The following is a 12,262-nucleotide window of genomic DNA, read 5'->3' as shown; positions in this document are numbered from 1 at the left end:
ACGGCATACGAGATTTCTGCCTGTCTCGTGGGCTCGGAGATGTGTATAAGAGACAGGTGGAGGGGGGCAGGTCGATGGGGACGCCGGCGGAGGTGAGGGCGCGGCGGAGGGGGGCGAGGGCGGCGGTGGAGCGGGTCAGGACGGCCATGTCGTGCCACGGCAGCCCGTCCTCCAGGTGCGCGCGCCGCAGCGTGTCCGCGACGGACTCGACCTCGGCGCCCGGCGTCGGGTACGTGCGGACGGCCACCGTGCCGCCCGGCGCGAGCGCGGTCGGCGCGCGGTGGGCGCGTACCGCGGCGGCGGGCAGCCGGGGCAGCGGCATGCGCGCGGCGATCTGCCGGGTCGCCGCCAGCAGCCCGGCCCGCGCACGCCGCGAGGCGCGCAGCACCCGCACCGGCGCCGGGCCGCCGTCGCGCCGCGGGAAGTACTCGGGGAAGCCGAGGATGCCGTTCACGTCGGCGCCGCGGAAGGCGTAGACGGACTGGTCCGGGTCGCCGAACGCGACCAGCGTGCGGCCCTGCCCGGCGAGCGCCCGCAGCAGCCGCAGCTGGGCCGGGTCGGTGTCCTGGAATTCGTCGACGTAGACCGCGTCGTAGCGCCGCTGCAGCCGCTCGTGCACCTCGGGGCGCCGCGCCAGCAGGACGGCGCGGTGGACGAGCTCGGCGTAGTCGACCATCCCGCCCAGCTCCGTGACCTCCAGGTACTCGTCCAGGAAGGCCGCCGCCGCGGTCCAGTCGGGGCGGCCGATACGGGCGGCAAAGGCGGCGAGCGCGTCCGGCCCGAGGCCCAGCTCACGGGTGCGGGCCAGCACGGCGCGCACCTCGTCGGCGAAGCCTCGCGTGGTGAGCGCGGCCCGCAGGTCCGCGGGCCAGCGGACGCGGCCCAGGCCCTCCCGCTCCAGCGCCGGCTGCCCGGCGAGCAGCTCGCGGACCAGGAGGTCCTGCTCGGGCCCGGACAGCAGCCGGACCGGCTCCGCGAAGTCCTCGGGGCTCTGCTCCTCCCGGATCAGGGCGTAGCAGAAGGAGTGGAAGGTGCTCGCGTGCAGTCCGGCGAGGCCGCGCGCGGCCATCCGGTCGCGCAGGTCGACGGCGGCGCGGCGGCCGAAGGTCAGGACGAGGACGCGGTCCGGTGCGGTCCCGGCGCGCACCCGGGCCAGTACGGACTCCACCAGCGTCGTGGTCTTGCCCGTGCCGGGCCCCGCGAGCACCAGCAGCGGACCGTCCCGGTGCTCAACCACCGCCCGCTGGTCCGCGTCCAGCACAGGGGGCCGCACGGGCTCCGGCGGGGTGCGCAGCAGCCGGTAGCCGGTCGCCGCGGAGGCCGCGGGGGCGGGAGGAGGAGACAGGATCACGTGGTTCGCCGGTTTCGTGGTGGTCGGTGGTGCGGGGGCGCGCGGGCGCGCCGGTGGCTACGCCGGGGCGTATGCCCGTACGCCGGGGTGAGGGCGCTGCGGGCCCGGGGCGCCGTCCCCCGACGCTACGCCGTCCGCCGCGCGGACACGCCGCCGTGGGCGGGGCGAGTGCTCGCCGGAGAGCTCCCGGTGACCCCAGCCGCGATGCGACCGGCGGTCGTCACCGCCCCGAAGGGGTGGTCCGGCCGTCTCCGGACCACAGGACCGTGGCTGGTTGGGCGCGCAGTTCTCCCCCGGAGCTTCGCCCGGGCGGTACCCCCACGCGTCCCTGAAGACGCTCGCCGCGCACCGCTGCGCACCGAGCGCCTCCGTCGCCGGGCCGCTCGCCCCGCACCGCCCGGCAGGGTGTCCGGGGTGGCGATGCCGTCGTCGGGCCACGGATGGCCGAAGCTGGGAGGCATGAGCTTTCGGCCGTCAGCCGCCGTGCGCGCCCGGCGTGCGCCCGTCCCAGCGCGCCCGGCGCATGTCGACGCGCGGTATGTGGCCCTCGGTCGCGGGGCCCGCGGTGCGCAGCGGGGTGCCCTCGGCCCGGTAGGCGTCCAGGGCCCTCAGCTCGTGCCCCGGGAGCAGCACCCCGTCGGACCGCACGACGCGCCACCACGGCACCCCGCTGCCGTACAGCGAGAGCACCCGGCCGACCTGCCGGGGGCCGCCTTCACCGAGCCACTCGGCGACGTCGCCGTAGCTCATCACACGGCCGGGCGGGATCAGGTCGACGGTGTCGAGCACCCGGTCCGCGTAGTCACCGGGGCCTTCCACGGCCTCCCCGTTCTCCCTGCCCGCAGCGTTCTCCTCGTGCTCCTCGCTCATCCGCCCAATCCTGCCCCAGACCACCGACACCGGGGGGTTCCGGTGTCATCCGTACGGTGCTCGTGCCACCATCGTCCCGGCGGTGACTGGTGATACGAGATCAAGAAGAGACCGAAGCGGATCAGCCGGGCGCGGACGAGGCCGGAGCGGCCTCCCGCGCCCGTAAAGCGCTGCCCGCACCCGGAAACGGCGGCGGCGCACGGCCGCACCCGCACACCGGTGCCGACGGCCACCGCGCCCGCCCCGACCACGGCGCCTCGGGCGACGGCGGCGACGGCAGCCGCGGCCCCGGGCGCGACGGCGACGGGTCCGGCGAGGCCCCCGGCGGCGACGGCGACCAGCCGGACGCCGAGGCCACGCCCCCCGACCCGGCCCACGGCGACAGCGGCGGCAACGGCGGGGACGGCGGCTCCCCCCGCCCGACCGGCGGCTCCGGCGACACGCCCCCCGCGGACCAGGGCGACGGCGGCGCCCCCGGCGGCGAGGACGGCTGCCCCTCCCCCGGCGAGCACGGGCACAGCATCGTGCCCGAGCCCTACCCCGCGCCCGTCGCCGTCGACGAACCGCTGCTCGCCGCGCGCGTGCACCGGCCCGCCGACCTCGTGCGGTTCCTGCTCGGGCTGCTGGGGATCGCGGTCGTGCTGGCCGTCGCGGGGTTCGCGCACGCGACCACGACGGGCCTGGAGACGGACATCACGAAGGGCACGGACCACGCGCCCGACGTGCTGTCGTCGTTCGCGGGGCTGACGGCGAGCATCGCCGTGCTGATCGTGCCGGTGGCGTTCGCGATCGAGCGGCTGGCCAAGCGGGACGGGCTGCGCATCGCGGACGGGGTGCTGGCCGCGGTGCTGGCGCACGGCACCGCGCTGGCCACCGACCTGTGGGTGACGAATTCCGCGCCCGGCCCGATCCGCGACGCGCTCACGCACAACTCGCCGTCCGGCACGGGCATGACCGACCCGGTGCACGGGTATCTGGCGCCGGTCATCGCCTACGTGACGGCGGTGGGCATGGCGCGCCGGCCGCGCTGGCGGGTGGCGCTGTGGTTCGTGCTGCTGCTGGACGCCTTCGCGGTGCTGGTCGGCGGCTACACGACGCCGTTCTCGATCGCCGTGACGGTGCTGATCGGGTGGACGATCGGCTACGGCACGGTCTACGCGGTCGGCTCGCCGAACGTCCGGCCGACCGGCCGCCAGCTGCTCGCCGGGCTGCGCCGGGTGGGCTTCAGCCCGCAGACCGCCCGCCGGGTGCGGCCGCAGGGGCCGGGCACCGCGGACACCGAGCGCGGCCGGGGCTACCTGGTGACGCTGGAGGACGGCCCGCCGCTGGACGTCACGGTGGTGGACCGCGAACAGCAGGCGCAGGGTTTCTTCTACCGCGCCTGGCGCCGGCTGTCCCTGGTCGGCGGCATCAACGAGCGGCGCAGCCTGCTGTCGCTGCGGCAGGCCCTGGAGCAGGAGGCCCTGCTGGCGTACGCGGCGATCGCCGCGGGCGCGAACGCGCCCAAGCTCATCGCGACCTCCGAGCTGGGCCCGGACGCGGTGATGCTGGTCTACGAGCACATCGGCGGCCGGCGGCTGGACGCCCTGGCCGACGCGGAGATCACCGACACGCTGCTGCGCGAGGCGTGGACGCAGGTGCGCGCCCTCCAGTCGCGGCGTATCGCGCACCGCCGGCTGGTCGGCGAGTCACTGCTGGTGGACCGGTCGGGCCGGGTCTTCCTGACCGACCTGCGGGGCGGCGAGATCGCGGCCGGCGACATCGTGCTGCGGATGGACGTCGCGCAGCTGCTGACGACGGTTGCGCTGCGGGTCGGCCCGGAGCGCGCGGTGGCCTCCGCGGTCGCCGTGCTCGGCCCGGACGCCGTGGCGAGCGCGCTGCCGCTGCTCCAGCCGATCGCGCTCAGCCGCGCCACCCGCGCCCAGCTCAAGCAGCTCGCCCGGGAGCGGGCGCAGCGCGAGCGGGAGGCGGTGCTCGCGGCGTCGGCGAGCGAGAAGGAGGCCCGCGACCAGCGGCGGGCGCAGGAGCACCAGGAGGCGGCGGGCCGCCGGGGAGCCGTACGGGCCGACGTCGGGGCGCCCGAGACGGACGAGCGGGAGGGCAAGGACGGCAAGGCGGTCTCGAAGGCGGAGCGCAAGGCCGAGAAGCGGGCCATAGAGATCGCGCTGGAGGAGGCCCGCGAGGAGGACCTGCTGTCGCGGATCCGGCAGCAGGTGCTGCTGATCCGCCCGCAGGCCCCGGTGGAGCCGGTGCGGCTGGAGCGCATCAAGCCGCGCACGCTGATCACCGTCATCGCCGGCGCCTTCGCGGCGTACTTCCTGCTGTCGCAGCTCAGCTCGGTGCCGATCGGCCAGGCCGTCGCGCACGCGGACTGGCGCTGGGCGCTGGTGGCGGTGGCGGGCTCGGCGGCGAGCTACGTGGCGGCGGCGTGCGCGCTGGCCGGTTTCGTCCCCGAGCGGCTGTCGCTGCTGCGGACGGTGCAGGCGCAGATCGCCGGGTCGTTCGTGAAGCTGGTGGCGCCGGCCGCGGTCGGCGGTGTGGCGCTCAACACCCGCTACCTGCAGAAGGCCGGGGTGCGCCCGGGCCTGGCGGTGGCGAGCGTGGGGGCCTCGCAGCTGGTGGGCCTCGGCATGCACGTGGTGCTGCTGATGACCTTCGGCTTCATCACGGGCACGGAGAAGACGCCGTCACTGTCGCCGTCCCGCACGGTCATGGCGGGGCTGCTGACGGCGGGCGTGCTGGTGCTGGTGGTCACGGCGGTGCCGGCGCTGCGCAAGTTCGTCTCGACGCGCGTGCGGGCCCTCTTCGCGGGTGTGGTGCCGCGCATGCTGGACGTCCTCCAGCGGCCCGGCAAGCTCGCGACGGGCCTGGGCGGCACCCTGATGGTCACCGTGACCTTTGTGATCTGCCTGGACGGCTGCGTGCGGGCCTTCGGCGGGAGCCTGAGCTACGCGGCGATCGCGGTGGTCTTCCTCGCGGGCAACGCGCTGGGCTCGGCCGCTCCGACGCCGGGTGGCGTGGGCGCGGTCGAACTGGCCCTGACCGGTGGTCTGATCGCGGCGGGCCTGCCCAAGGAGGTGGCCACGCCCGCAGTGCTCTTCTTCCGGTTGCTGACGTTCTGGCTGCCCGTGCTGCCCGGCTGGCTGTCCTTCACCCAGCTCTCGCGGCGCGGGGAGTTGTGAGGCCGGGCCGCCCGGCAGGGCGGGTTCGAGACAGGGCCGTGACCGAATCCGCACACCAGGCCCCTCGTTTGCCGCTTCCGCTTTCTGTACGGTGAGTTCCCTGGAATCGGGGACCAGCTGGGTGGTACGCGTCTGCGCCGTACCCCGCGGTCCCCTGTCGGGACGGCCGGACGGGGAGCCGAACGTATGCGAGCCCATGGGGCGCTGACAGCCTGTGCGGTGGCCGCGATGAGCGCGGCCGCCGCGGTCGGGACGGCCGGGTGCGGCGGCGGTTCGGGGTCGGGCGACTCCGCGACCATCGCGCCGGCCGGTGACCCCACTACCACCTCCGCTTCTGCCTCGCCGACGGCGTCGTCCGCGGGGAAGGCCGGGGCGCCGCTGACGATCGACCCCGCGGTGGCGCTGCCCACGGACGTCAAGGTCGTCTTCGACTGGACGATGCCGGCCGACACGGCGCAGCACGCCGCCCTCACGGCCGCCGCCAACTACCTCCAGTCGGTCGACCACGCCGTGGTGAAGCAGAACCTCCAGGACCCGCCGATGTACGCGCACTCGGCGAACACCGCGCTGGCGCACGGCAAGGAGTACGTGCAGGCCAACATCAGCGGCAAGCTCACGCTCAGCGGCACCGACCGCTTCTACCTGCCCGCCTTCACAGAAGGCAGCGGCGGCGCGAAGGCCACGTCGGTGGGCATCACGCTGTGCGAGGACCAGTCGAAGCTCTACAGCAAGGAGATCGCCACCGGGAAGGTGCGCGTGACCGGTGACGACCCCCGCAACTACCTGAGCTATTCCCTGGTCGTGGTCAAGGTCGCGACGGCACACCCGTTCTGGCAGGTCCAGGGACTCGCCGTGAAGGAAGGGGCGAAGCAGTGCATGCAGTGAGGATTCCCGCGGCAATATGCCGCGGATTCGTGGTCGCCGGAGTGCTGGTGCTGGCCGCGGCCGGCCCGGGCTCGGCGTACACCGGCCCGTCCAAGTCCACGTCCGGCGACAGCGACGGAAGCGGTCTGCTGGCGGCGGGGGTGCACGTGACGTACCCGTCCGGGCGGTCCAGCAAGGGCGCCACCGTGCCGATGGGCTCGTCGAACGTGACGTGGTCGCCGCCGCCGTGCTGGATCGGCCCGGTCGGCGACCCCAAGACCTTCAAGGAGAAGATCCTCAAGCAGGTCGCGGACACCAACGTGCCCGGCCAGGCGAACTACGCGCTCGAGGCCATGAACGAGCTCCAGAAGCACTACGAGGAGAGCTACACCTGGGACGGCGGGGGCGACGGCTACAAGGACTTCAACCTCGACAAGCAGGGCAAGGGCCAGTTCTGGGGCCCGATATCGAACCCGGACATGGGGAACGACCCGCGCACCATGGACTGCAACGGCACGCTGCCCTTCTGGGTCGACAACGGCAAGCTGCCGCCGCCCGGCACCCCCAACGTCATCACCGTCGACATGCTGTCCCAACTGGCGTATGCCAACACCCGGGTGCCCGGCATCACCGTGGTGACGAGCCCCGCGCAGACGCAGACCGTCAACCTGCCGACGTGGGTGCGCCTCACGCAGAACTACAGCCCCGTGCGGGTGCGCGCCTACGTCGACCTCGGCGGCGGCGCGCAGCTGTGGGCCGAGACGAGGGCGGTGCCGCAGCCCGTCGAGATCGACCCCGGTGAGACGGACGCCACCCGCTACCCCGCCTCCGGCCGCTGCCCGGTCGCGGCGGACGGCACGGTCGGCAAGGCCTACAGCGGCAACCCCAAGGCGACACCGCCGTGCGGCATGACCTACCGCCGCTCGACGGTCGGCGCCGCCCCGTACCCGCTGCGGGTCACGGTCGACTGGAAGGTGAGCTGGACGGGCTCGGGCGGCGCGGGCGGCGCCCTGCCCGACGGCAGGGTCACCAACGACCCGGTGCCGCAGGTGACCGTCCGGGAGATCCAGGCCGTCAACCGCTGAGGCGGCACGACACGCGTACGACGGCGGGGCCGGCACCCCCGAAGGGTGCCGGCCCCGCCGTCCGTCTGCGAGGTGCCGTGTGCGCGCCGGTCAGTAGATCGGCTTGTGCGGCTCCACCGTGTTGACCCAGCCGACCACGCCGCCGCCGACGTGCACGGCGTCGGAGAAGCCCGCGGACTTCAGGACCGCCAGCACCTCGGCGCTGCGCACGCCCGTCTTGCAGTGCAGCACGATCCGCTTGTCCTGCGGCAGCGTCTCCAGGGCGCTGCCCATCAGGAACTCGTTCTTGGGGATCAGCTTCGCGCCCGGGATCGAGACGATCTCGTACTCGTTCGGCTCGCGCACATCGATGATCTCGATGTTCTCGCCGTCGTCGATCCACTCCTTGAGCTGCTTGGGAGTGATCGTCGAGCCGGCCGCCGCCGCCTGCGCCTCCTCGGAGACGACACCGCAGAAGGCCTCGTAGTCGATGAGCTCGGTCACCGTGGGGTTGGTGCCGCACACCGCGCAGTCCGGGTCCTTGCGGACCTTGACCGTGCGGTAGGTCATCTCCAGGGCGTCGTAGATCATCAGCCGGCCGACGAGCGGCTCGCCGATGCCCGCGAGCAGCTTGATGGCCTCGTTGACCTGGATCGAGCCGATCGACGCGCACAGCACGCCGAGGACGCCGCCCTCGGCGCACGACGGGACCATGCCGGGGGGCGGGGGCTCCGGGTACAGGCAGCGGTAGCAGGGGCCGTGCTCGGACCAGAACACCGAGGCCTGGCCGTCGAAGCGGTAGATCGAGCCCCACACGTACGGCTTGCCGAGCAGCACGCACGCGTCGTTGACCAGGTAGCGGGTCGCGAAGTTGTCGGTGCCGTCGACGATCAGGTCGTACTGGGAGAAGATCTCCATCACGTTCTCGGCTTCGAGCCGGGTCTCGTGCAGGACGACGTTCACGTACGGGTTGATGCCCAGAACCGAGTCGCGGGCGGACTCGGCCTTCGAGCGGCCGATGTCGGACTGGCTGTGGATGATCTGGCGTTGCAGGTTCGACTCGTCGACCTCGTCGAACTCCACGATGCCGAGCGTGCCGACACCGGCGGCGGCGAGGTACATCAGGGCGGGCGAACCGAGACCGCCGGCGCCGACACACAGCACCTTGGCGTTCTTGAGCCGCTTCTGCCCGTCCATGCCCACATCGGGGATGATCAGGTGACGCGAATATCTGCGGACCTCGTCAACGGTGAGCTCGGCGGCCGGCTCGACCAGGGGTGGCAGCGACACAGGGACCTCAGCAATACGGTTGGTCGGTCTCAGACGGTAGGGGCGCGCGTTCGCACACGCATCCCTGCAACACTGCCACGCCGGTCTTCATTCCAAGACACCCGGTCCGCAGGCCGAGACGTCCCGCGGTCACATGGTGGGCGGCGACCGGTCCGCACCCCCTTCGGCACCGGGCTCGCCGCCTCTCCCGGAGCCGGCCTCAGGGGTCGCTCCGGGGGCCTCGGCGGTGGCCCGTACGAGCCGGTCCCAGTAGCCGGGCAGGCCGGACCACGGGTCCGTGCCGCCGCGGTCGCCGCGGTCGGTCAGGCACACGGTGGCCGCGCCCTGCCAGCGGGCGATGCGCAGGGCGCCGTCCAGATGCACGCCGGGCACGGAGTGCACGAGGTGGACGAATGTGGACGGCGGGTGCGCCGCGGTCCACTGCGGGGCCTCCGACCAGCGGTAACGGTCCCAGGGACCGGCGAAGGTGACGAGCTGGTCGGCGAATTCGGCGTAGCGCGGGTGCGGGTGGACGCCGTGCCCGAGCACGACGGGCCCGGAGCCCGTGGTGCGCTGCTCGCCCGCCGCCGGCCGGCGGGCGAGCAGCGCGCGCAGCGTCGTCACCGCCCAGTGGCAGTCGGCTGCGTGGTCGCGGCCGGTGGGCGCGCGGTCCAGGTAGAAGCCGTCGACCTGGTACCAGTCGAGGTAGCGGGACGCGTCGGACACCAGCTCACCGAAGGGCCGGTCGCCGTACGCGGCGTCCAGCGTCCCGAGGAGTGGGACGCCGTTCTCACGGACGCGCGCGGTGACCTCCCCGTACAGCGGATCCGGCCGGCTCCCCGGCCCGCGGCTCACGTCGAACGCGGCCCAGCGCAGGTCGGCCCCCGGCCGGGCGAGCTCCGCCCATTCGGCCGGGGCCATGAGCGGGTGCACCAGCCCCGGTACGGCGAGCGCGGTGGTACCGGGCGTGCGGCCGGCGGTCGCCGGCGGCCTGGTCAGACGCGGCATGCCGCCTCCATCCACACGTCGGCCAGCGATTCCTCCAGGCCGATGCGCGGCCGCCAGCCCAGCCGGTCGCGGGCGGTACGGACGTCGGCCTGCTGCCACAGGCCGCAGCCGTCCGGGTACGGCGGCGCCGACGCGCCGCCCGCCGGCGGCTCGTCCAGCTCGCGCACCACGCCCTCGTAGCCCGCGACGTGCGCGAGGGCCGCGGCCATGTCGCGCATCCGGACCGCGCGGCCGCTGCCGATGTTCACCACGCCCTGCGCCGCCGACAGCGACGCCGCGTGCACCGCGCGGGCGACGTCCCGCGCGTCGACGAAGTCACGCTGCACCGCGAGCCCGCCGAGCCGCAGCTCGGGCTCGCCGTTCTGCATCGCGCGGCGCAGCGCCTCGGCGACCCGCCCGAGCGGGGCCCCGGTCGGCGTACCCGGCCCCACGGGGCTGAACACCCGCAGCACCACGGCGTCCAGGCCCGAGCCCAGCACCAGCTCCGTCGCGGCGAGCTTGCTCACCCCGTACGGCCCGCCGGGCCGCGGCGCCGCGTCCTCCCCCGTCGACGAACCGGCGGGCGACGGCCCGTACTCCGACCCGCACCCCACCTGCACCAGCCGCGCCCCGATCCCGCTGCGCCGCATCGCCTCGCACACGGTCGCGACGGCGACGGTGTTCTGCCGCGTCAGCTCCCGCGCGCCCCCCCGCGTCGTCCCGGCGCAATTGACGACCACCCCCGGGTGCACCGCGTCCAGAAACCGCGCGAGCACGCCCGGCGCCCCGCTGGACAGGTCGAACCTGACGTCGGCGTCGTCGCTGCGCCCCAACGCGGTGAGCTGCACCGCCGGATCCGCGAGCAGACGCTCCGCGACATGCCGCCCCAGGAACCCGTCGGCCCCGAGCAGGAGCACCCTCATCGAAGACCTCCCTGCTCGGCTCCACGGGGCGACCCCGCCGAGGGCCGTGCGCCCCTGCGGGCGACCGCGCCGTGCGCGGGGGTGCGGTAGTCGGGGCCGGCGCCCCGGCCGCCGAGGGGACGGGTGACCTCGCCGGGAGCGGTGCGCGTCGGCGCGCGGTGGGCCGCGCCGGGGGCGGCGGACGGACGGGCGGGGCATGGCGCCGACGGTGCGGCCCCTGGGGGCGCAGGCGCTGGGCGGGGGGTGAGGGTGGTCAAGGGTCTCGTTCTCCTGGTGGGTTGTGACGGGGTCAGTCGCGGGCGTACGGCAGCGCGCGGTGCGCGGCCGCGCGGCCGAGCAGCCGGAAGGCCTGGACGGCGAGGACGAGGGCGGCGGCGCCGCACACCGCGGCCTCCGCCGTGCCGCCCGAGGGCACGGCGTGGCCGGGGGCGGCGGCGAGCGCGAGGGTCAGCGCCTCGGCCGCGCACGCCGCGGCGAGGCCGGCCGCCGCAGGCCCCGGGTGGCCGTGGACGGCGAGCAGCCGGGCGGTGAAGAGCAGCACGCCGAGCGCCGCGGGCCCGGCGATCGGCGCCGACCCGGCCATGGCGGCGGCGAGCAGCAGCAGGCCGGTCAGCGCGGCGACGTACCCGGCGAGGGCCGCGGCGAGCCGGGGCCGTACGGCGTCGGCGAACTCGGCGAGGCCGTGGCTCGGCGCGAGCTGGGCGCGGGCGGCGGCCGCGAACCAGCGCGCCAGCAGCGCTGCCGGCAGCAGGCTCAGGGCCAGCGCGGCGAACGCCGCCGTGCCCGCCCCCGCGTCGAACCGCCCCCGCCCGGCGGACGCGGCGACGGCCGGCGGCCCGTACAGCGCGAAGGCGAGCAGCCCGTACGCCCATACGGCCGCGCCCGCGCCGTACGCGACGCGCAGCGGCCCGCGGCGCAGCGCCGCCCACAGCGCGGCGGCGACCAGCGCCGCGACCGGCCCCGCCGCCGCGGGCAGCCCCGCGGCCAGGACGCAGCCCGCGCCCGGCAGCAGGTGCGCGGCGACGTCCCGCCCGCGCAGCCGGACGCTGCCCGCCGCCGGACGCCGCGGCTGCTCCGCCACCCGCGCCGCGCGCGGCACGCGGGCGTACAGCTCCTCGGCGAGACCGAACACGTCCCGGTGCCGCAGCCGCCGGGCCTCCCCGTCGCTGACGCCGTACGCCTCCAGCCCGGCGGCGATCTCCCATGCGTCGACGGCCCCCGCGAGCATGTCCCGGTGCCGGTGCATCACCGCCCGCACGGGGTCGGCGGGCCCCCGCCGAGCGCCCCCCACTCCCCCGGACCCCGGGTCCGCTGCCGGACTCCGGGGCACCACCTGCCCGCACCGCGCGCGGCGAGGCGATACCCGCGGGGGCGGCGACGCCGACCGCTTCGCCCGCCTCACCGGGCGTGGCGCAGGCGGGAGGCTCGGAAGAGCGGCCAGCGCCGCGCGCGGAGGACGTACCGAATGCCGCACCGGACGTTCGCGGCGCGGCGAGCCCGGCGGCAGAGCCCACCAGCCCGCGTGGCGCCTCCCCGGCAGGGGCGACGGGCCCGCCGGGAAGTCCGGCCTCGGCGGGCGCGGCCTGCGGGGCGGCGGCAGCCCGCGCGGGGACGTCCACCGTGTCGCCCGTCCCCGGGCCGGACGCCGCACCAGGCGTGGCGAGACCCGAGCGCCGTGGGTCTTCGGCGGACCCGGGTGGGCGTACGGGGCCGAGGCCGTCGTCGGGGGGCGGTATCGGGGCGGGGCGGGGG

The 12,262-nt window shown here is 75.5% G+C and carries 9 protein-coding genes; 3 read left to right on the top strand and 6 right to left on the bottom strand.

Annotation, left to right across the window (positions count from 1 at the left end; all coding sequences use genetic code 11):
* Positions 1 to 1,351: ATP-dependent helicase (locus IH54_RS0137625; protein ID WP_031525780.1), on the bottom strand; the 1,351-nt coding region annotated here is incomplete at its 3' end.
* A 474-nt stretch (positions 1,352 to 1,825) separates the two neighbouring features.
* Positions 1,826 to 2,221 (bottom strand): MGMT family protein, encoded by a 396-nt coding sequence (locus IH54_RS0137620; protein WP_031525778.1) that lies wholly within the window; start codon positions 2,219 to 2,221, stop codon positions 1,826 to 1,828.
* Between the two features lie 89 nt (positions 2,222 to 2,310).
* On the opposite strand from IH54_RS0137620, the gene IH54_RS0137615 reads away from it, so the two are divergent.
* From IH54_RS0137615 to IH54_RS0137605, 3 genes are all read left to right on the top strand, one after another.
* Positions 2,311 to 5,403: a lysylphosphatidylglycerol synthase domain-containing protein gene (locus IH54_RS0137615; RefSeq protein ID WP_063762452.1), complete on the top strand. Its 3,093-nt coding sequence runs from the start codon at positions 2,311 to 2,313 to the stop codon at positions 5,401 to 5,403.
* Positions 5,404 to 5,589: 186 nt separating this feature from the next.
* Positions 5,590 to 6,288 carry a hypothetical protein gene (locus IH54_RS0137610; RefSeq protein WP_159012337.1) on the top strand — a complete coding sequence of 233 codons (699 nt, stop codon included), beginning with the start codon at positions 5,590 to 5,592 and terminating at the stop codon, positions 6,286 to 6,288.
* A complete protein-coding gene (locus IH54_RS0137605) occupies positions 6,285 to 7,352 on the top strand; it encodes a hypothetical protein (protein ID WP_159012335.1) in 1,068 nt (355 codons plus the stop codon). Before IH54_RS0137610 ends, IH54_RS0137605 begins: the two co-directional genes overlap by 4 nt.
* A gap of 90 nt (positions 7,353 to 7,442) precedes the next feature.
* Here IH54_RS0137605 and moeZ read toward each other — a convergent pair whose 3' ends face one another.
* The 4 genes from moeZ to IH54_RS0137585 all read right to left on the bottom strand — a co-directional run bounded on the left by moeZ (position 7,443) and on the right by IH54_RS0137585 (position 11,759).
* The gene (gene moeZ, locus IH54_RS0137600; RefSeq protein WP_031525769.1) at positions 7,443 to 8,621 is read right to left on the bottom strand and encodes an adenylyltransferase/sulfurtransferase MoeZ; all 1,179 of its coding nucleotides are present in this window, start codon (positions 8,619 to 8,621) and stop codon (positions 7,443 to 7,445) included.
* A 129-nt stretch (positions 8,622 to 8,750) separates the two neighbouring features.
* The gene (locus IH54_RS0137595) at positions 8,751 to 9,608 is read right to left on the bottom strand and encodes a spherulation-specific family 4 protein (protein WP_063762451.1); all 858 of its coding nucleotides are present in this window, start codon (positions 9,606 to 9,608) and stop codon (positions 8,751 to 8,753) included.
* Entirely contained in the window at positions 9,596 to 10,510 is a 915-nt protein-coding gene (locus IH54_RS0137590) for an NAD-dependent epimerase/dehydratase family protein (RefSeq protein WP_031525765.1), read from the bottom strand. Before IH54_RS0137590 ends, IH54_RS0137595 begins: the two co-directional genes overlap by 13 nt.
* 289 nt (positions 10,511 to 10,799) lie before the next feature.
* Complete coding sequence (locus IH54_RS0137585) at positions 10,800 to 11,759, bottom strand: hypothetical protein (protein WP_159012333.1); 960 nt, start codon at positions 11,757 to 11,759, stop codon at positions 10,800 to 10,802.
* Between the last annotated feature and the right edge of the window lie 503 nt (positions 11,760 to 12,262).

This window comes from Streptomyces sp. NRRL F-5123 (assembly GCF_000721495.1).
Classification (GTDB): domain Bacteria; phylum Actinomycetota; class Actinomycetes; order Streptomycetales; family Streptomycetaceae; genus Actinacidiphila.
This window is presented reverse-complemented; position numbering and strand designations above follow the sequence as displayed.